The organism is Paenibacillus sp. 2TAF8 (assembly GCF_052114825.1).
GTDB lineage: Bacteria > Bacillota > Bacilli > Paenibacillales > Paenibacillaceae > Paenibacillus.
In genome coordinates this window covers 68,545-89,454 of the sequence record NZ_JBFRFN010000014.1, presented here as the reverse complement: position 1 = coordinate 89,454, position 20,910 = coordinate 68,545, and the positions used below count along the sequence as shown (strand labels likewise).

23 protein-coding genes are annotated in these 20,910 nt (G+C 44.8%); all 23 read right to left on the bottom strand.

Going from position 1 to position 20,910, the window contains the following annotated elements; translation table 11 throughout:
- Positions 1-12: 12 nt before the first annotated feature.
- On the bottom strand, positions 13-900 hold the full coding sequence (locus tag AB4Z30_RS20195) for a MinD/ParA family protein (protein WP_441929274.1): 888 nt from the start codon (positions 898-900) through the stop codon (positions 13-15).
- Positions 897-2,261: a flagellar biosynthesis protein FlhF gene (flhF, locus tag AB4Z30_RS20190; RefSeq protein ID WP_441929273.1), complete on the bottom strand. Its 1,365-nt coding sequence runs from the start codon at positions 2,259-2,261 to the stop codon at positions 897-899. The genes AB4Z30_RS20195 and flhF overlap by 4 nt, the downstream gene beginning before the upstream one ends.
- The gene (gene flhA, locus AB4Z30_RS20185; RefSeq protein ID WP_441929272.1) at positions 2,258-4,291 is read right to left on the bottom strand and encodes a flagellar biosynthesis protein FlhA; all 2,034 of its coding nucleotides are present in this window, start codon (positions 4,289-4,291) and stop codon (positions 2,258-2,260) included. Before flhA ends, flhF begins: the two co-directional genes overlap by 4 nt.
- A 24-nt stretch (positions 4,292-4,315) precedes the next feature.
- Positions 4,316-5,425, bottom strand: a complete 1,110-nt coding sequence (gene flhB, locus AB4Z30_RS20180) for a flagellar biosynthesis protein FlhB (protein WP_123064462.1) — start codon at positions 5,423-5,425, stop codon at positions 4,316-4,318.
- Complete coding sequence (fliR, locus tag AB4Z30_RS20175; protein ID WP_441929271.1) at positions 5,422-6,210, bottom strand: flagellar biosynthetic protein FliR; 789 nt, start codon at positions 6,208-6,210, stop codon at positions 5,422-5,424. The genes flhB and fliR overlap by 4 nt, the downstream gene beginning before the upstream one ends.
- Before the next feature lie 10 nt (positions 6,211-6,220).
- The gene (gene fliQ, locus AB4Z30_RS20170) at positions 6,221-6,490 is read right to left on the bottom strand and encodes a flagellar biosynthesis protein FliQ (RefSeq protein WP_123064460.1); all 270 of its coding nucleotides are present in this window, start codon (positions 6,488-6,490) and stop codon (positions 6,221-6,223) included.
- Between the two features lie 25 nt (positions 6,491-6,515).
- A complete protein-coding gene (fliP, locus tag AB4Z30_RS20165; RefSeq protein ID WP_441929270.1) occupies positions 6,516-7,271 on the bottom strand; it encodes a flagellar type III secretion system pore protein FliP in 756 nt (251 codons plus the stop codon).
- Positions 7,268-7,804, bottom strand: a complete 537-nt coding sequence (locus AB4Z30_RS20160; protein WP_441929326.1) for a flagellar biosynthetic protein FliO — start codon at positions 7,802-7,804, stop codon at positions 7,268-7,270. The genes fliP and AB4Z30_RS20160 overlap by 4 nt, the downstream gene beginning before the upstream one ends.
- Positions 7,805-7,815: 11 nt before the next feature.
- A complete protein-coding gene (locus tag AB4Z30_RS20155) occupies positions 7,816-8,181 on the bottom strand; it encodes a response regulator (protein WP_090923862.1) in 366 nt (121 codons plus the stop codon).
- A 28-nt stretch (positions 8,182-8,209) separates the two neighbouring features.
- The gene (gene fliY / locus AB4Z30_RS20150; protein ID WP_441929269.1) at positions 8,210-9,514 is read right to left on the bottom strand and encodes a flagellar motor switch phosphatase FliY; all 1,305 of its coding nucleotides are present in this window, start codon (positions 9,512-9,514) and stop codon (positions 8,210-8,212) included.
- A complete protein-coding gene (fliM, locus tag AB4Z30_RS20145; protein ID WP_441929268.1) occupies positions 9,504-10,502 on the bottom strand; it encodes a flagellar motor switch protein FliM in 999 nt (332 codons plus the stop codon). The genes fliY and fliM overlap by 11 nt, the downstream gene beginning before the upstream one ends.
- 39 nt (positions 10,503-10,541) lie before the next feature.
- Complete coding sequence (locus AB4Z30_RS20140) at positions 10,542-11,000, bottom strand: flagellar basal body-associated FliL family protein (protein ID WP_441929267.1); 459 nt, start codon at positions 10,998-11,000, stop codon at positions 10,542-10,544.
- A complete protein-coding gene (locus tag AB4Z30_RS20135) occupies positions 11,000-11,221 on the bottom strand; it encodes a flagellar FlbD family protein (RefSeq protein WP_056700597.1) in 222 nt (73 codons plus the stop codon). Before AB4Z30_RS20135 ends, AB4Z30_RS20140 begins: the two co-directional genes overlap by 1 nt.
- A gap of 64 nt (positions 11,222-11,285) precedes the next feature.
- A complete protein-coding gene (flgG, locus tag AB4Z30_RS20130) occupies positions 11,286-12,104 on the bottom strand; it encodes a flagellar basal body rod protein FlgG (protein ID WP_441929266.1) in 819 nt (272 codons plus the stop codon).
- A gap of 81 nt (positions 12,105-12,185) precedes the next feature.
- A complete protein-coding gene (locus tag AB4Z30_RS20125; protein ID WP_441929265.1) occupies positions 12,186-12,569 on the bottom strand; it encodes a TIGR02530 family flagellar biosynthesis protein in 384 nt (127 codons plus the stop codon).
- The gene (locus tag AB4Z30_RS20120) at positions 12,566-13,126 is read right to left on the bottom strand and encodes a flagellar hook capping FlgD N-terminal domain-containing protein (protein ID WP_441929264.1); all 561 of its coding nucleotides are present in this window, start codon (positions 13,124-13,126) and stop codon (positions 12,566-12,568) included. Before AB4Z30_RS20120 ends, AB4Z30_RS20125 begins: the two co-directional genes overlap by 4 nt.
- 19 nt (positions 13,127-13,145) lie before the next feature.
- Positions 13,146-14,606: a flagellar hook-length control protein FliK gene (locus AB4Z30_RS20115; RefSeq protein WP_441929263.1), complete on the bottom strand. Its 1,461-nt coding sequence runs from the start codon at positions 14,604-14,606 to the stop codon at positions 13,146-13,148.
- A 37-nt stretch (positions 14,607-14,643) separates the two neighbouring features.
- A complete protein-coding gene (locus AB4Z30_RS20110) occupies positions 14,644-15,579 on the bottom strand; it encodes a MotE family protein (RefSeq protein WP_441929262.1) in 936 nt (311 codons plus the stop codon).
- Positions 15,580-15,623: 44 nt separating this feature from the next.
- Positions 15,624-16,073, bottom strand: coding sequence for a flagellar export protein FliJ (gene fliJ / locus AB4Z30_RS20105; protein WP_441929261.1), 450 nt, complete (start codon positions 16,071-16,073; stop codon positions 15,624-15,626).
- A 10-nt stretch (positions 16,074-16,083) separates the two neighbouring features.
- Positions 16,084-17,403, bottom strand: a complete 1,320-nt coding sequence (gene fliI / locus AB4Z30_RS20100; protein WP_441929260.1) for a flagellar protein export ATPase FliI — start codon at positions 17,401-17,403, stop codon at positions 16,084-16,086.
- A complete protein-coding gene (locus tag AB4Z30_RS20095) occupies positions 17,390-18,247 on the bottom strand; it encodes a FliH/SctL family protein (protein ID WP_441929259.1) in 858 nt (285 codons plus the stop codon). Before AB4Z30_RS20095 ends, fliI begins: the two co-directional genes overlap by 14 nt.
- On the bottom strand, positions 18,240-19,265 hold the full coding sequence (fliG, locus tag AB4Z30_RS20090; RefSeq protein WP_441929258.1) for a flagellar motor switch protein FliG: 1,026 nt from the start codon (positions 19,263-19,265) through the stop codon (positions 18,240-18,242). The genes AB4Z30_RS20095 and fliG overlap by 8 nt, the downstream gene beginning before the upstream one ends.
- Before the next feature lie 2 nt (positions 19,266-19,267).
- Entirely contained in the window at positions 19,268-20,854 is a 1,587-nt protein-coding gene (fliF, locus tag AB4Z30_RS20085) for a flagellar basal-body MS-ring/collar protein FliF (protein ID WP_441929257.1), read from the bottom strand.
- Between the last annotated feature and the right edge of the window lie 56 nt (positions 20,855-20,910).

Sequence of the window (20,910 nt, the reverse complement as noted above, 5' to 3'; positions counted from 1 at the left end):
TTTATTCAGAAATCATGTTGTTCGTTTAAGCCACTTTTTCATAAATCCCCTGATTCCTGACAAGGTTCCGGATTCCGGAGTTGCAGGTACAGCCAGATATCGAAGGGCAAGTTTCTGTATATCTTTAGAAGCCTTGCAATGGGGATAGGCTAAGCGATAAGGCATCTGTTTCTTCACCGCTGTAACGACCTGAGCATCCTCAGAGATATACCCCAAAAGCGGAATATCTGTTTGCAAAAACCTTCTCGCCACTCCAGCGATTTTATCCGCTACACGCTCCGCCTCCTTTTCGTCTTCAACACGGTTTACGATCATTCGAAAAGGTGTTGCGTGCTCCTGGCTGTGCATTACTTTGACTAAGGCATAGGCATCGGTTATTGAAGTCGGTTCAGGTGTAGTTACAATCAGGCATTCATCAGAAGCACTGATGAATCTCATATTTTCCCTGGAAAGGCCAGCCCCGGTGTCGAAAATGACGTAATCCATCTCTTGCGCGATGTCCTCTACCTGACTAGCAAAAAATTCCAGATCACGATCAGACAAGGAGAATAATTCCTTCATTCCCGACCCCCCTGCAATATATGGCAGGCCATCAGCACCCAGTTGTATGATTTCCCTTATAGTTTTATGTCGGTATAATAGATGATACAGATTATAGGAAGAAGAAGTTCCCATTAAAACATCGATATTTGCCATACCGATATCTGCATCAAAGACCAGTACCTTTTTCCCCATAGAGTGCAGTGTCAGTGCAAAGTTTAGTGTAAAGTTGGACTTGCCTACCCCGCCTTTACCACTAGCTACCGTAATGATTTTCGAAGAACGGTTGCTCGTTTTGTTTTCATCGCTCTCCAATGGCGCCGAGACCAAACTTCGGAGTGATGCTGCCTGATCCTTCATTGTTTTCCTTCTCCCAATAATACATTGGATAACCATTCCACATCTGGCTTAAGCAGATCGTCTGGCACATTCTGACCATTTGCCACATAAGCAAGTTTGAGCGGGAAACGATGAAGAAGATTAAACAACGGACCGCAGGTTCCTGTTTCATCCATTTTGGTGAAAATTATTTTATCCAGTCCATATTTACTGAAATGCTCAGTAATCTGGACCATATCCATGCTTTTCGCGGTCATACTCATCACTAGAAAGGTTTCACTGTTCTCAACAGGAGCAAGCAAACTCTGTAGTTCAGAGACAAGTAATTCATTTCTATAGTTTCTACCTGCAGTATCCATAAAAATGAGATCACAATGTTCTAATCGGGAAATGGCACGCTGTGTATCACCTGGGGACTGTACAACTTCCAGCGGCACATTCAAAATCGATGCATACGTTCTAAGTTGTTCAACCGCAGAGATTCGGTACGTATCTGAAGTAATGAAACCCACTTTACGTTGATTTTTAAACATCTGCTCCGCAGCCAGCTTGGCAATCGTTGTCGTTTTACCGACTCCCGTTGGGCCAGCCACGTAAACAATGCGAGTACTCGGCAAGATGCCCTCTTGAATGCGATCTTTTAGAAAAGTCGCTACCTCTAAACGCAGCGCCTCATTAACATCGGATTCTTGCATTTCACTCTGGGCTAACCCCTGCTGAATGGGCTCAAACCAAGATTCCCATACTTCAGGCCAGATTTCTTGTTCAGCCAATCGCTCTTGAATATTCAATAATTCTTCAGAGATCGTTGACTCAACTGTACCTTGCTTGGAAAGCTTAGTCATCATCTGCTTCAAGTCCTGTAGCTCATTCATCAGCTTGTCCTGTTGCTGTTCCACACCACGATCCTGAATACTAGGCGTTGAACCCGAAAAATCCGCCCCTTGCGGTCGCGGTTTATGCTCACTGTTCAGAAAATCTGAACCGTAATCCATCTTTTCATCTGTACCGCTTAACTTGGATACAGATGGAACAGCCGCTGTTTTCCCCTGCACACTTTGGTCCAGCGCCGCTACAGCTTCCGCTTCTTCGGAACCAGCCACAAATGAACGAGCGGTTTGAGCATAAGCTTCAGGTACAAACGAACGAGGCACAGGCGTAAATGATTGTTGACCCTTCTTAACAGAAGATCCCTTCGCCTGATTAGGCTGTTGTTTATCAACTGCTGCAACCACTTCGATCCGTTTTTTACGGAACATCCCGAGCACTCCGCCCACCTTTATTTCTTTGGTGGACAGAATGACGGCGTCACTTCCCAGGTCTTTGCGAATTTGAAGCATAGCTTCGGGCATGGTCTCAACAACGTATTGTTTTACTCTCATAAGTTCACCACCCCGATACTTTGAATTTCAACATTCGGCTCCAACTCACTATAGGAAAGCACCGGAATATCCTGCATCGTTCTTTCAATCACCTGACGCAGATACATTCGAATGGTTGGAGAAGTTAACACGATAGGCTGTTGACCCGATTGAATTAAACGATTTACTTGTTCACTCAACTTTTGGTAAACACTTTGCGTAGATACTGGGTCCAGTGCAAGATAGCTGCCTTGCTCCGACTGTTGCACACTTTCAGCAATTTTCTTCTCGAGTCCTGGTCCAACCGTAATCACCCGAAGCGTTTCCCCTTTTTGCGAAAATTGTTGTGTAATCTGGCGCGATAAGGATTGTCTAACATATTCCGTCAACACGTCAGGATCCTTCGTATACGTTCCGTAATCTGCAAGTGTTTCAAAGATTGTTACCATATCTCGGATGGATACTTTCTCACGAAGAAGCTTGGCAAGCACTTTTTGTACATCACCAATCGAGAGAACTGAAGGGATAAGTTCATCCACCAATGCAGCATAATTCTCTCTAAGGTTATCCACAAGCGCCTTCGTTTCTTGTCTTCCAAGGAGTTCGTGCGCATGTTTCTTAATGAGTTCTGTCAGATGAGTTGCAACTACAGAAGGAGGATCCACCACTGTATATCCGGCGAGTTCTGCTCGATCTTTGGTGACTTCATCAATCCAAAGTGCAGGCAATCCAAAAGCTGGCTCTGTTGTTTCTATTCCTGTTACAGACTCTTCGTCATAACCAGGACTCATCGCGAGATAATGGTTCAGGAGCAACTCTCCGCCCCCAACCGCGTTACCCTTAATTTTGATTACATACTCATTAGGCCTTAGCTGAATATTGTCGCGAATACGAATCACAGGTACCACCAAGCCCAGTTCAAGAGCACACTGTCTTCGAATCATAATAATCCGATCGAGCAAGTCTCCGCCTTGTTGATTGTCAGCCAGTGGAATCAAGCCATAACCAAACTCGAATTCGATCGGGTCCACCTGAAGCAAGTTAATAACACTTTCAGGACTTCTGACCTCTTCAATCTGTTGCTCTTCTTCCAACTGCTCTTCTGCTTCCTGTTTCATATTCAGATTGTTCTGCATTCGCCAAGCGGCAAAAGCAAGCATACCTGCGAGCGGAAGCGTTGTAATCACATGAATTGGCGTGAAGAATCCCAACATTGCAATAACAAAAGCTACGATATAGATAAGTATCGGATATGTAAACAACTGGCCGGTAATATCTTCTGCCAAGTTTCCTTCCGATGAAGCTCTGGTCACGATCAGCCCCGCCGCTGTTGAAATGAGAAGTGCAGGAATCTGACTAACCAAACCGTCCCCTATAGTCAATACCGAGTATGTGGAGAGTGATGTTGCAAAATCGAGACCGTGCACTGTCATACCGATGATAAAGCCACCGATCAGGTTGATCAGGAGAATAATGATACTTGCAATGGCATCCCCTTTTACAAACTTGCTGGCACCATCCATCGCTCCATAAAAGTCCGCTTCACGTTCAATTTTGGAACGACGCTCACGTGCTTGCTGTTCATTGATCAAACCGGCATTCAAGTCCGCATCAATACTCATCTGTTTACCGGGCATTGCATCGAGTGTGAACCTTGCTGCTACTTCAGCTACACGCTCAGATCCTTTGGTAATAACGATAAACTGTACGACCACCAAGATCAAAAACACGATAAATCCAATGGCTATCTGTCCGCCAGCTATCCAGCTACCAAAGGTAGCAACAACAGCTCCCGCATCACCTTTACCAAGGATTAGCTTCGTTGTTGAGATGTTGAGCGCCAGTCGGAACAATGTAGTAATGAGCAGCAAAGCCGGAAATATGGAAAATTGCAATGCTTCTTTGCTGTTCATGGCAACAAGCAGGATCATTAAAGCAATAGAGATGTTGACAACAAGCAACATATCGAGCAGCCAGATCGGGATCGGGAGAATCATCATCAACACAATGCCGATAATCCCCGCAAGGATAGCTAAATCTTTTGTTTTCAATGAATGTACGGCCTCCGATCCCTTTTATTTCGTTCTGCCCTTAAGTTTATATACATAAGCCAGCACTTCGGCTACAGCTTGGAACAAATCGGCCGGTATAGCGTCACCAATCTCAGCTCTCTGGAACAATGCCCGTGCCAGTGGTTTGTTTTCCATCGTAATTACACCATGTTCTTTGGCAATTTCTTTAATCCGCAGAGCAACATAGTCCTGTCCTTTAGCAATAATTTGCGGAGCCTCCATCTCAGATCCCTCATACTTCAGCGCTACTGCAAAGTGTGTCGGGTTTGTGATGATTACATCTGCGTTCGGTACTTCCTGCATCATGCGTTGCATAGCCATACGACGCTGACGCTCCCGAATTTTGCCCTTGATCAGCGGATCGCCTTCCATTTTCTTATACTCATCCTTGATATCTTGCTTTGACATGCGTATATTCTTCTCATAATCGTACTTCTGGTACATGTAGTCGAATACGGCAAGCACTAAGAGTGCAACTGCAATTTTGACACCAAGATTCAAAGTAATTGAAGCGGCGAACTGTAAAATCGCATCCATTGAAAAGTGTGATAATGAAGCAATATCAGACTGGTAACTAATAATCGTGCTGTAGACAAGGTAGCCGATGATAGACATTTTCAATATGGATTTTGCAAATTCCACTAAGGAACGAAGTGAAAAAATATTTTTAAAACCTTTGATTGGATTTAATTTCTCAAGCTTCGGCTTTAAACCCTCACCTATAAGAAGAAACCCCACTTGCATGTAGTTAACGATTAACGCAATCAGTGCTGCGCCAAGCAAAACGGGAGCGAGCAACAACATCACTTCAATCCCGTAACGCATCATCAGTGCCATCACATTTTCTTCAGTAACATTCATGCTGAGTCGGTTGATAAAAATATCAGTAAACAGCTTTACCATGCGCTCTTTATAGAACGAACTAAACATCATCATGGTCAGAAATGTAAACAGGAGAATCGAGGCACCGGATAACTCCATACTTTTAACGACCTGGCCCTTTTTTCGTGTATCCTGCCGCTTTTTAGGGGTTGCTTTCTCTGTCTTCTCCCCAGAAAATAACTGGAGATCAAGTTGAAGTTTCATCTGGATCCTGTCCTCCGTTTCACTCATGCTGGCCTTTGTCCGATCGTTCCAAGCAGTTTTTCCATCGAACGGAACATGACCTCAAACAATTGGCCAAACACAAAGGCGAAGCTGGGAACCAGCAGGAGCAAAATAGCAATTCCAACGAGTACCTTGAGCGGCATACCTACAGCAAATACATTAAACTGCGGAGCCGTTTTGGCTAAAAAGCCTAACCCTACATCGGTCAGAAACAGCGCGACCACAATCGGGGCTGCCATCTGGAATGCGAGCATGAATGACTCACCTAACGTACGTATGAGGAATTCCGCAATGCTACCATCAGCCATCTTCAATAAGAATACATTCGATAACGGAATCCACCGATAACTGTATACGATGCCATCCAGCAGATAATGATGTCCATTCATAGTTAAAAACAATAGTACAGCAAAGGCATATTTAAAGTTACCTGTAAGAGGTGCAGATGCACCTGTCATCGGGTCATACACATTAGCTATACCAAAACCAATTTGGATATCAATAAACGCACCTGCAGTCTGCACAGCCGTCATCAAGAGATAAGCCACAAATCCCAGAAGCAGACCGATGAGGACTTCTCTGATGATCAACAGGATATAACTCAAGTCAGTTGGAACAGTCTGATGAATGCCAAAGGTCATATAAACCGTCAACGTAACAAAGGCAGATATTCCCACTTTAAACGAAGCAGGTACATTTCGAGCTGAAAAGACTGGTGCAGTTACAAAAAATGAGCCTATTCGACAAAACATAAGCAGAGCGACAGGGAAACTTTGCAGCAATGTCTCCATCGGCTAAAGCCTACCCTATGTATCTGTACAAATTATCGAGTATGTTGAACGTGAAATCGATTAATATATTCAAGATCCAAGGACCGAACAAAAGCACCGCGAGCAGTACTGCGACAATTTTAGGTACAAAAGCAAGGGTCTGCTCTTGAATCTGAGTCGTTGCTTGGAAAATACTAATCATAAGTCCTACAACCAGAGCTAGTATGAGCATAGGTGCACTGGCCAGCAATGACGTGTATACTGCTTTTCCGGCCAGACCGATAATAAACTCCGAAGTCATGACCGTCCTCCTTTAACTCTCCGGTTCAAGTATTAAAACTTAGCAACAGTGACTTGACTACCAGATACCACCCATCCACCAAAACAAAAAGCAGTATTTTAAAAGGTAATGAGATCATGACCGGGGGAAGCATCATCATACCCATGGCCATGAGTGTACTCGCAACAACGATGTCGATTACCAGGAAAGGAATAAATATCATAAACCCCATCTGGAAAGCTGTTTTGAGCTCACTGATTGCATATGCCGGTACCATTACCGTAATTGGAATATCCTGATACGATTTCGGCTGTTCCGCCTGATTGTATTTCATGAAGAGCATGATATCCTTCTCACGCGTATGAGTAAACATGAATTTCTTAATCGGATCTGCTGCCTTTTCCAGCGCCTCCGTTTGGGTCAAATCTCCTTTAAGATAAGGCTGCAATGCAACCTGATTAATGGAAGACAACGTTGGAGACATAATGAAAAGCGTTAGAAAAAGAGCCAGACCGACCAATACCTGATTCGGAGGCATTTGCTGGGTTCCGAGTGAAGTTCGGACAAACCCAAGCACAATCACAATCCGAGTAAAACTGGTCATCAGTACCAGCAATGCCGGGGCTATGCTAAGCACCGTAATTAAAAGAATAATAGATAATGAACTAGTACTTGGCGTACTGCCATCACCGTTCCCAATCTGTATATCAATGTTAGGAATCGGCTCGGCAAAAGCCACCGTAACGGATGCTAGGCTGATAAGTCCTATGAAACAACACGCTAACCAAATCTTTTTCTTCATGAATCCCTCGACCGATCTGTAGTATTGTCTTGATCCAGGATCTTCTCCATCTTCTCTTTACGGTTTGGCATCTGCCGAAGTTTGGATTCAAACATCTCATGAAAAGAAGCAGTATCCTCAATTTCCAATTCGCGAGGCGGCTCTTCTTTACGAAGACGTTTAGCGAGCTTGGCAATGATCGGTGGAAGATTTCCTTGCTGTGAAGCAGCGTCCCGTTCAAAGGAATCTACAATTCTCTTCGCTTCTTCCAAATCCGAAACTTTATCCAGCAGCTGTATATTCTCGCCAACACCAATCAAATAAACGTTTCCGCCAATCTCTAGAATTTGCAGTGACTTATTCTGTCCTAGTCCGACCCCGCCCAGAATGCGAATGGTTCCGCTACGAAACCATTGCTGATTTCGTTTGTTCAAGAATCGGATCAGGTAGACAATAAGAACCAGAATGACGGCCAGGACAACAATCACCCATACTAGCTGTAGATAATAATTGATTCCCGCGCCAGCTGGTTCTGGAGTACCACCCTGAGCCATCAACATGTTTCTTAAGCTCCCAGTGTTTTGCTGATTGCTTCGATAACCCGATCAGATTGGAAAGGTTTAACGATAAAATCTTTAGCTCCAGCTTGGATAGCATCGATAACCATCGCTTGTTGTCCCATTGCGGAACACATAATTACTTTAGCATTTGCATCTATTTTTTTAATTTCTTTCAATGCAGCAATACCATCCATTTCAGGCATTGTGATATCCATTGTGATCAGGTCCGGACGAAGTTCTTTAAATTTCTCAACAGCCTGTGCACCATCTGGTGCTTCTCCTACGACTTCGTACCCATTTTTGGACAAAATGTCCCGGATCATCATTCTCATAAATGCAGCGTCGTCTACGACTAAAATTCGGTTTGCCATGTTGGTTCAAATCCTCCCTAGATTTTGCTTATTGTAATTTCTGAATACGGTCCCATTGGCTTAGAATATCTATAACACGAACACCGAAGTTTTCGTCAATGACGACAACTTCTCCCTTGGCGATCAGTTTGTTATTGACCAAAATATCGACAGGTTCACCAGCTAACTTATCCAGTTCAACAATCGAACCTTGTGATAATTCCAATATATCTTTAATTTGCTTTTGGGTCCTTCCTAATTCTACGGTGACTTTAAGGGGAATGTCCATCAATAAATTCAAATTGTTCTCGTCTACATGAGCAAAAGCCCCATTTTGCAAATTGGCGAATTGAACAGGTTGTACATTCACATTCCTATTTGGTGCACCACCATAGTGTTGAGGCTCACCGTAAGCTGGCTGTGGTGGCATATTGTATGGCTGCTGTGGTGGCATACCATATGGTTGCTGTGGAGGCATCCCCATCGGAGCTTGACCATATCCACTATAGTCCTGAACAGGCTGCTGTGGAACATGCGGTGGTATCTGTTGCTGAGCTGGCGGCTGTTCCATAACCGGTGGCGGTGTTGGAGCAGAAGGCGCAACAGGTGGTGCTGGTTCTGGTGTCGGCGCCGGTGTTGACTCAACAGGTGCACTCGATGTGGACTCCTGAGCTCCTCCTATCAGCATATCTACCATGCTTTTAGCAAAATCCACAGGGAGCAATTGCATCAGATTAGAGTCAATCAAATCCCCTACTAATAGACGAAACGAAACTTGAATAAGTGTTTCATCTGGCGGGAGGTTGGTAACACCTTCGCCACTTTCCAAATTGAGAATATCAATCCCTGGAGGAGAGATATTAACAAAACGGTTGAAGATCGTCGACATAGATGTGGCAGAAGATCCCATCATTTGGTTCATTGCTTCCTGCACGGCACTAATGTGAATCTCGTTCAGATCTTCATCAGCAGGATTCCCCTCGCCACCAAGCATTAGATCAGCGATAATTTGCGCATCTCTCTTTTTAATAACCAGAGAGTTAATTCCCTCAAATCCATCGACGTAATTTACATGCACAGCAACGTGAGGTTTAGGGAATGCCTCTTCGAACTCTGTTCGACTAATAATGGATACTTTAGGTGTTGTAATATCCACTTTGAGGCCAAGCAACGTAGACAACGCAGTTGCGGCACTGCCAAATGTAATGTTACCAATCTCCCCCAGGGCATCCTGTTCCAGTTCCGTCAGAAAATCATCCACCGTTTTCTGAGCAGGCTCGGAACTCGATATGGATTCCGATTGCCGAAGCAAAGCATCAATCTCTTCCTGGGATAAATAATCCTTACTCGTCAAATTCCTCAACTCCTTCGGTGACAACTTGATCTATTTGCACAGCCACACGGTCCTTAATGGTTCCCGGACTGCCGATATACTTCAGCCTGTCACCAACTTTAATGGAAAGCCCCTCTTCCACCGGTTTATTAAGCGTAATCACATCGCCAACCGATAACCCTAAAAACTCAGCTATCGAAATTCTGGATTCACCAAGTTCGGCTACAACTGGTAGTTTGGCTTTGTTTACTCGTGATCTCAACGCATCGTACTCTTCCGGAGCTCTTGTTTTCTTCTCCGAAACAAACCACTGATGCGTTGACAACCGGGACATAATAGGCTCAAGAACGACATGCGGTATACACAAATTGATCATGCCCGTAGTATCGCCAATTTTGGTACTTAGCGAGATCAAGGCAATGGTCTCATTGGGGGATACAATCTGCATAAACTGCGGATTCGTCTCCAACGCTTCCATTCTTGGCGAGATATCCAGCACTGTCTTCCAAGCTTCCTGCAAACTTTCGAAGGCTCGGCTGAAAATCCGCTCCATAATTGTCGTTTCAATTTCCGTCATGCTTGCAATTTTGGTCGGAGCACTACCCGTACCTCCAAGCAAACGATCCAGCATCGCGTATCCCACGTTAGGGTGAACTTCCATTACCATTCGTCCCTGTAATGGTTCCGCTTCGAAAATGTTCAAAATCGTCATTTTGGGAATAGAACGGATAAACTCGTCATAAGGCAACTGTTCTACCTGCACGACATTGATCTGAACGAACGTCCGCAGCTGGGCCGAAAAATAAGTGGTGAGAAAACGAGCAAAGTTTTCGTGAATACGAGTCAGACTTCGAATGTGATCCTTGGAGAAACGAACCGCCCGTTTAAAATCGTAAGACCTGATTTTCTTCTGAGTTTCTTCCTTTTTCAATTCTTCGGCGTCCATTTCGCCTGAAGAAAGGGCTGCTAATAGGGCGTCAATCTCGTTTTGTGATAATACATCCACCATGTCCTCACCCCCTTACCAATCTACAGCTTGTTCTATTCACTATAAAGGTGCTATAACAATGTCTGATACGCTAGTGCTTTTCAAATTCGGCTCAGGCAATGCCTCATTAATTAGCCCTGTCAGTCGCTCATTGAATTGTTTCATACCTTTGGCCGAACCAAGCTCCTCGGCTTTGGTGTCTGCTAGAGCCTGAATAATAATTGGTTTCACTGTAATACTTTTAATTTTCTCAAAGTCTTCTTTGGCTTTCTTATCCGCTAGCTTGAAAGAGAAGCTAACTACAATAATACGGTCTGCATCAGCCAAATTGGTCTTAATCTGTCCAAGCTCGGACGAAACCTCTACAATTTCATCTGCAGTCAGCTTTTTTTCTTCAGCAGCTGCCGCCGTATGTGTATTGTCGTTCTTGCCTTGACCTTGCATAAATACAAAAACTACGACCACAATGAGTGTGATTGCAAGCAATGCTGTTGCAATCCAGGGCATCATCTTTTTCATCAGGACTCCTCCGTTTGCTGCACTTTAATCGTGGCTGCCTGAACTCCAATTTCACGGTTGTATTCTTTGATCTTGGAAATCACTTCATCGGCCTTCTCAAGCACGATCAGTCTTTTTCCCGTTACCAGAGTAATATACGTGTCCGGCGTCTCTTCCACGATCTCGACCATCAGCGCATTTAACCACATGGGAGAACCATTTAACCGCGTAACTGAAATCATGCTAAGCCCCCTCAATCAGAGTGGAGGAGCAAGCTCCCCCACCATTCAAAATTACTATCAGTTATTAACGTTTCAGGTTAACGACCTCTTGGAGCACTTCGTCTGATGTTGTGATGATCCGGGAGTTCGCTTGGAAACCGCGCTGAGCAACAATCATCTCGGTAAATTCATTCGTCAAATCAACATTGGACATTTCGAGCTGGCCCGCAACGATAGCACCCGTGCCGTTTTCTGCACTATTTGCTGTCACCGGTTCAAGCGCACCATCCGGATTGGCATTCGCCGTCATACGATACAAGTTGCCGCCAATTTTCTCAAGGCCTGATGGGTTCACTACCTTACCAATACCAAGCTGTACGTCAGCCCCAGTTGTTCCGTCAGCCATCGTTTGGTTAATCGATCCATCTTGACCAATTGTGAATGAAACAACGTCTTCACCAATCTGAATGTTCCCTCCACCACTATCTAGTACAAACAAACCATCAGAGGTAACCAAGTTGCGATCAGCATCAAGTGTAAAGTTACCTGCACGTGTCAAGTATGGAACCTCTTGATCCTCACTCAGACGAACCAGAAAAAATCCATCTCCGTTAATGCGAAGGTCAGTAGGTCTATTCGTAGTCATAGGACTGCCTGCCAAGTGTAATGTGTCAATGGAACCTACCGACACACCTAGGCCAATCTGCTGCGCATTAACACCACCCGATGGGGTATCCGTTGGAGCAGTGACGCCTGAAGTCGTTTGGCTCATAATATCTTTGAACATCACACGGCTTCCTTTAAATCCAACCGTATTTACGTTCGCAATATTATTACCAATAACATCCAGCTTCGTTTGAAAACCCCGCATCCCGGAAACACCTGAGTACATCGATTTCAACATTTTACAAAATCCTCCCAGCATTAAAATGGTTACCGCGTCAATCGGTCAGCGGCATTCCGGCTCCCGAGAAGGGCCAGCCGGTCAAGAAATAATTACAGCACTATCGATTTGAGTAAAGACATTGTCTTTCATACTTGCACTATCCATCGCTGTAACAACAGTACGATTTTTGACATTCACGATAAAGGCCATATCCTGCATCAAAATGAGAGACTCTTTGGCTCCCTTGGCAGCAGCCTTGTCCAGAGCAGAACCGATTTGTTTCATTTGCTCGGTTTTCAATTCAATACCACGCTGTTCTAATCGTTTAGCCGCATGGTTGCTAAGTTTGAGCAGATTATCTTCCAACACTTGAGCAAAGGGCTTGGTCGGCGCACTAGATACTTCTCCCACTTGGGGTTTGCGGAGCAGATTGGGAGTGACAGGTCCTGTATACAATTGACCAACTGTTATACGGTCACTCATATGCTTTGCTCTCGATCTTCTTCAGGTTCACTCATTTCGGCATTAACATCGGATGGATCACTGACGTTAGAATTCACAGTCTCATTTTGAATGTCCTGAACAGGGGCTTTCGTCTCTTCCTCCTGCTTCGCACGGTTCACTTGAATAATTTCATCCAGCTTGATTTCGTCTTTGCCCACTTTCGCGTACTGCACACCATCCCGCACAATAATAGAGTCCACGATACCTTGACGAAGTGCACCACTGTCTGTTTTGTCAGAAGAAAGCCAGCTGATCTCCATACCAATCATACCTGATACGGCCCCAAGTGACTGATTCAATGTTTTAAGCTGTGTAGAGATGTTTACAAGTTGCTCCACGGAGCTAAATTGGGCCATTTGAGCGATGAACTCTTTATCTTCCATCGGCTGCATTGGATCTTGATTCTGCAACTGAGTAATCAATATTTTGAGAAATTGATCTTTACCAAGCTCTTTGGTTGCAGCACTTGTTGTCGCTTTATTCGCAGCTGAGTAGTTGGGCCACACATTATTTGTAGAGAAAATTTCATTTGCCATATATTCACCTCATCCCTGTTTAAGCCTCTGCACTAAATGAATCTCGCCTTATTTCATTACCTTCCACTTGTTCACTACGCCAGTTGCGCAACTCTTCTTGCAGTCCGGCTGCTGTTACAGCTTCATCGGTATGCTCCCCACGCTCACGGGAACGGCGTTGCTGCTGAGATTGGTTTCCTTGTTGACGACCCCCATCCTGATACATTTCGGATCCAAGCGAACTGTTCTGAGTTACTTCGAGTCGCTCCACTTGAATGCCCTGTGACTGTAGCGAGGAACGAAGCTGCATCATCTGTTGTTCGAGCATGTCTTTCGCCATGACATGTTCTGTCATGAACCTAGCAACCAATTGTCCGTTTTGTAACGTGATCTGTACATCCAATTTCCCCAAATGCTCTGGACGAAGTGAGATTGTAGCTTCGGAAAATCCTTTTTGATTCACGATATCCAGCTTACTCACCACAAACTGTGTCATTTCCTTAGCAAAATTTGTAGCTTGCATAACAGGCTCTGCGGGCTTACCGGCTGTTGTACCTGAGCTTCGCAAGGATAATTCTCCAGCTGTTACAATGTTAGATTGATGGGTCACCGGATCCACATCGATAACGGATGTTGAATCGGACTTAGCTGTAAGTGCTGTTGCTTTGGATTCTACTTGAATCCCTGATTGTGCAGTGATCTGAGATGTCTTTGCTTCTGTTTTGGACAATGTTGTCGAAGCAGCACCTGATCCTTGAATAGACGGATCTTTTTGCAGTGAGAACGTATCTAGTATCGATTTAAGTTCAGACCAGCCTTTTTTGCCATCCGTTTCGACTCCAGCTTCCTTCAACTGACCTTGTAACTGCTGAAGTAATTGTTGGAATTCAGGAGCACGTTTCAACGCAGCACTGTCTGGTTTTAAAACTTCTGCTGCCAATTGTGTTAACACGTCCTGTAGTACAAATCGGACTGCAGCAGGATGCTGAGAAAGCTCAACAGCAGATACAGATTTAGCAGCTTGATCCAGATTAGAAGTGACTTCGCTCAACGTTGTCTGCTGATTGCTGTCTGAATTATTATTTAATAGTGCATACAATTGCTGGATCAACGATTGAAGACCTGCAAGCAAAGCCGGATCATTTTCCAAAGCTTCATCTAACGTATCCAGATCACCAAATAACTTTTCAAGCTTTCCACTTAAATCCGATGAATCAGTATCAACAAATAATGAACTTAACGTTTCCGTTAAAGATGTGTTACTCCCTTCAGTGTCTGAAGCAAAAGTAAACATCAGGGGAGCAGACGTTTTCGCTGTTACTGTACCATTTGTTGAATCAGTGCTACCTTCGCCTGTTCCACTAGCCAATGATTGTGCCAGTGTCTGCAAGAACTCGCCGCCAGTTTCTGTAACTGAACCTTTGGACTGTGCTGTAGATGCCTGCGTAGAACCAGAAGTTTTTGAAGAAGCTCCGGCATTCATTTGATATACGAGTGACATTTTTTCACCTCCCCTCCATGCGGTAAGATTAAAACTGTTACTTGTTCCCCATCAGCCGATTCAACACCTTGGCTGTTGCAACCGAATCTTCTTTTGACATATTCTCAAGCAGTTGTGATCGTGTCGCATCATTGACTGAGTTAAGTATAGTCAATGTTTTGTCCGGGCTTATTTTATACGTTTCGAGCAAAAGTTTGGCTCCGCTTGATGCAGACATGGAGGCAAAGGTTTGGCTCAACTGATTTTTATCCAAATTTTTACTATTAGAAGTCGTTGTAGATGCCGCTGCTGTTTCCTTTTTCAAACGGGACTGTAGTGCATCCAAAGCAAGATCGCCTGAAGGTTTGGCATCTTTCATTAGCATGCTCACATCAGCTGCCGTTTTCGGATCCATCTTTTCCAGCACCTTCGTTCGGGCAGTCGACTGCATCGCGTTTAACATAAGCACCATTTCTTCATTTGTCATATTTTGCAGAATCGGTGCGGCTTTGCTCGGGCTCATATCAGCATACATCTTAGCCAGGCTTTTTATCTGTTTCTGATAGTCACTTTCGCTCTCTGGTTGTGCAGTTGCTACCGTTTCAGCTGCCTTGTTAGCGTCATCCAGTTTCTTTTGCAATTCAGCCGTTTTTTGCGTCTCCGCGGAAGCTGCATCTTTAGCCGCTTTCAGTTCAGCTTCTTTCGCAGTTACTTGGGATTTCAATTTCTCAATCGTTGCTTCTGCGCTTTCAACCTGCTTTTCGCTCTTCTCCAGCTGCTCCTTCTCAGGATCAAGCACCGGATCGGGCACCCAGTTTTTGACTACAGGAATTTTTTTGGCAAGTTCAAGCGCGTTATTCCGAACATCTACATTAAATAGGGTAAGCAATACCCCTAACAGCACAACCGTAAATACAATCGGGATCGAGATCATCAGAAACTTTTCCCATCCACTCCCGGATTCTTTTTCGATATCAGTGTCATTAACAGCCACCGTTCATTCCTCCTTCACGAGACAACTTCGCATCCCGGCTCACATCAGTTCGCGCGAGCTTTGGCGGCGAAGCGTACAGTAGCCATCTCGTCCAGATCGTTCTGTTCCCGGAGGAGCATCTCCTGTTGAAATCTGCCTTTGGCCTTATCTCTCGCTCCAAGCCACACTTTTTCGTCAATCACTTTACCATTCAGAAAGTTCTGATTCCGCTGCACATTGACTTGAGCGTGCTCGACATCACTGTTCTTACGCGATATACATTCATCAAGATGATAAGCATATCGCTGCATTTCCTGCAAACTGGATACGGAAGCACAGTTTTCAGTTGCTGATTGAATAATGTTCATCAGATTAGTTCGATCATTGATCAATTGCAACAAATGTTCTTCTTCCGTCTGGAGTTTACCAATCGCTGTGGATAACATCCATTCTGCCTGTGTCTTCTCATTGCTTTTCAGGTCAACAACCTTCTGGAAATGATATCGAAATTTCATCGTTCACTCTTCATCTCCTTGCGAATTCAAGAATCAAACGCTCCTGCACTTCACTTAACGTTACTTTTTCATCGACTTTTTGCTTCGTAAAATTCCAGATATGATCAATTTGATCCATTGCTTCATCAATGGCTGCATTTGATCCACGTTGATAAGCACCGATGTTGATTAAATCTTCGGATTCCTTGTACACCGCCATCAAACGTTTCATATTGTTGACCGCATCAATCTGGTCTTCGGGAGCAATGTCCTTCATGACCCGACTGATACTTGCAAGTACATCAATCGCTGGAAAATGACCTTTATTGGCTATCGCGCGGTTCAACACAATATGACCGTCCAATATTCCCCGGACTGCATCTGCAATCGGTTCGTTCATGTCATCCCCATCAACCAAAACGGTATAAAAGGCGGTAATGGAACCTGTTGGCCCTGTTCCTGCGCGTTCCAGCAGTTTTGGAAGACTTGCAAAAACGGAAGGCGTATAACCTCTCATCGCGGGTGGTTCCCCTACAGCCAAGCCGACTTCCCTCTGAGCCATGGCATAACGGGTAACCGAATCCATCATTAACATCACGTTCATGCCGCGATCTCTGAAATACTCCGCAATCGTTGTTGCTATTACAGCACCCTTGATTCGAATCAGAGCCGGCTGGTCTGATGTTGCCACGATGACGACAGAGCGTTCAAGGCCTTCCGGACCAAGGTCACGCTCGATAAAGTCACGAACCTCACGTCCACGCTCACCCACCAGTGCAATTACATTCACATCTGCTGCCGTATTACGGGCAATCATGCCCATCAAAGTACTTTTACCAACGCCTGAACCGGCAAAAATACCAACCCGTTGCCCTTTACCTACAGTAAGCAAACCGTCAATTGCTCTCACGCCCACACTCATCGTCTCAAGCACACGTGGTCTGTCCATAGGATTCACAGGTGTGTTTGAAGTGGAATACATCGGCATCCTGGATGGCAACAATGAACCGTCAAGCGGCTGACCAAGTCCATCCAGCACTTTACCGAGCAATTCAGATCCTACTTGCACACCTAGCGGTTTACCTGTTCCGACTACATCACAACCGGGACCGATGGATTGAAGTTCCCCCAGAGGCATAAGCAACACCTTGTTATCCCGGAACCCTACAACTTCAGCCTGCAACGGCTTGGCAGATTTACCAGGGTAGATGTAACACACATCCCCAATGCTGGCGTCCGGACCCTCTGATTCCACCATAAGTCCAATAACCTGAGTTACTTTTCCGTTTATACGCACAGGATCAAATTGTCGCAGATGCTCCATATAACGCTGTGAACTAAGAACCTTCATGTTGATGTCTTCGCTCCTCATCCTCAAGTGCTATGCGGATCAGTTCTTTTTTGATCTCGGCAAGCTGTGTATCAATTCTTGCATCAACACTTCCAAATGAAGAACGGATGACACAACCCTTATCTTTAACCGTAGCATCAGGCAAAATTTGCAATTCTGCTTGTGAATCAATCGAAAGAGCCAGTTCCTCCCGGGCAGCCTGTACAAAAGAGAACTGTTCAGGTGCTACACAGAGTGCGATCTGTCCTTGCTCTCTTTTTCTAGACAAACTCTGACGTATCAGCTCAAGCGTGTGTTCAGGCTCTACTGTAAGCTGTTTATCTATAACTTTCTCCGCGATGCCGCATGCAAGTTCAACAAGAAACGGCTCTGCTTCCTGAATAATCTGTTCTTTGGCAACATAAGCTTCCTGAAGCACGCTTTGTGCTTCGTTCATCATCTCTTCGATCTTCACCTGGAGATCCAGTTCGGCCTGTGCTCGTCCCTCTTCAAACCCTTGCTGAAAACCTTGGGCGCGGAGAGCTTCGGTCAGATGTTCATCCTGCTCTCGTTGTTCCTGCCACCAGCGATCAATCTGTTCTCGGGCTTCCAGAAGCATTCGCTCTGCTTCTTCCGAAGCATCACGCACCTGCTTTTCCGCAAACTCCTTGGCATCCTCCAGCATTTCAGCAGTGAGACGTTCTGTCTCTTCATCCACTTGTGCCCGAAGCTCTTCCACTTCAGAAACTGCCGTGCCGTCCTCATCCAATCCCGTCTCATCCTCACCACCATAATAGTGATGATTTTCGAGCTTCTTATGGTCTCCGACTGGGACATACTGGAAAGATTTAATCAAATTAGACAATGATATCATCTCCTCCGCCACGAGCGATAATGATCTCACCAGATTCTTCTAATCTGCGGATCGTACCTACGATACGTGTCTGAGCTTCCTCCACATCACGCAGCCGCACAGGGCCCATGAATTCCATCTCTTCCTTGAATGTTTCAGACATCCGTTTCGACATATTACGGAATACAGCTTCACGCACTTCTTCGCTCGCGACTTTGAGTGCAAGCTGCAGATCCGCATTGTCGATATCCCGAATAATACGTTGAATGGAACGATCGTCCACATTGACGATGTCTTCGAACACAAACATCCGTTTTTTGATCTCTTCTGCAAGTTCCGGATCCTGAATCTCGAGGGAGTCCAAAATTGTACGTTCCGTCCCCCGATCGACACCATTCAAAATCTGAACGATGGATTCGATACCGCCCGCATTTGTGTAATCCTGTGTTACTGTCGAGGACAGCTTCTGTTCCAGCACACGTTCCACCTGTGAAATAACTTCTGGTGAAGTACTGTCCATCACGGCTACTCTGCGAGCAACATCGGCTTGTTTCTCCTGAGGAAGGGAGGAGAGAATTGCTGCCGCTTGCTCAAATTGCAGATAAGACAACACAAGCGCAATCGTTTGCGGACTTTCATTCTGAATAAAGTTCAGAATTTGAYTCGGATCAGCTTTCCGCGCGAAATCAAAAGGTCTAACTTGCAGCGTAGCTGTCAAACGATTGATAACTTCAAGCGCTTTAGTGGAACCGAGTGCTTTCTCCAAAATTTCTTTAGCATAGGTAATACCACCCTGAGAGATGTACTCCTGCGCCAAGCAAATCTGATGAAACTCCGACATAATCATGTCTTTTTCGGATGCGTCAACCTTGCGCACGTTGGCAATTTCCAACGTAAGCTGTTCAATCTCCTCATCACGCAAATGTTTGAAGATTTGAGCAGATACTTCCGGACCTAATGTAATCAACAATATTGCTGCTTTTTGTCTGCCAGTTAATCCTGCATTGCCTGCTTTTGCCAATGTCTTCACCTCTATTCGTCAGCCAGCCACGTACGCAGCAGATTGACGAATTCGTCCGGCTTTTTCTTGGCCAAACTCTCCAATTGTTTGCGTACCTGACTTTCGTTCGTCACACTGTCCAGTGTTATGGACGGGAACTCTGTTGCTACTGGAAGCGGAATTTCTTCCTCTTCTAGAATTTCATTTTGTTTACGACGACGACGTACCAACAAAATAACTACTGCTGCGATTAAGACCGCAATCAGCGCTCCTCCACCCCACATCATTGCAGGTGTTAACTGGAAGCCCGTATTTGTATCTCCAGCCGTTGCAAACCCTTGTGACATAACTGATACTTTCTTTGTTAGGTCTGCGTCAGTTATTGTTGTGCCTGAGTCTGCCAATGATGCTCGAACGATATTAACTAGAATATTTTCAATTGCATCTCGAACGGGCTGTTGCAACTCATTTTGCCCTGCGGGTGGTTCAACCGCCACGTTGATGGTTAAATCTTTTACAGTATATGGGCTTGAAATGATATCTCTAGCAATTCGATTCACTTCATAGTTGATCGTGCTTGATGATTCTTCAGAATTCGCATTGCTATTTGAATCAGAAGAAGGATACCCCGGAACGTCCTGTTGGCCAGTTCCTGCTACACCACCTGTCGGAGTTCCTCCGCCAGTGTAACTCTTCTGAATTTGCTGCACGCTGATTTCGATGCCCTTCATATTCTCTTGATCAACAGGCGAAACCATGTTTTCTTTACTGGTTACTTTATCAAAGTTCAGTTTTGAGAAAACCAACACGTTGACCTTGTCCTCACCTACAATTTGAGAGAGGAATTGTTTAACGTTGTTGCGCACTTCGCTCTCAAACTTTTTCTGTAACGCCATGTTTTCCTGGACTTCAGATGACAAGCCGCCACTGCCACCGCGAGCGGTTGGAATCAGTTCAGCCTCATCCGTGTTCGTGATGGTGATATTCTCGATTGGAAGGTTTGGAATGGCTGTTTTAACCAAATTAAAATACCCATCCACTGCTGCCTGGTTAGGATGGTACCCTGGTTTAAACTGCAATGCTACGGAAGCCGATGCTTTATCCTGCTCTTCCAGACCTGCAAAAATGTTATCCTTTGGCATATTGACAAGGACTTTCGCATCTTGAATCCCCTGCATGCGCTGAAGCAGTTTTTCAACTTCTCCGTTTAACGCATTGTTATATTTCACATCAAACTCTTTATCCGTCATTCCGATTGGTGATGATGAGCTTTCAAATGCTTTATAACCCAGCGAACCGTTTTGAATGATACCTTGAGACCCGATATTTACTTTGGTTAAGGCTACATCTGTGCTAGGAACAGAAATGCTTTTTCCGTCCTCGCTAAGTTTATATGGGATATTAGAAGAGTTCAGATAATTGATTACACCAGCTGAATCACTTGCATTTAAATCTTTGAACGCAACTTCATACTCTGTCTTGGATAACTGCATCGTGAGAACCACTGCTGCCAAAATCAGAAATAAGAAGGTTGAAATAAATAATGTTTTCTGCTTTTTGCTAAAGCTATTCCAGTACTGTGATGCCTTGTCTCTGTACTGGGCAATTCTCTCATTCACTCTGTCACCCCATCCGAAACTTTGCTTAGTCTGTCCTGACAAAAGCCCGAGCGTTC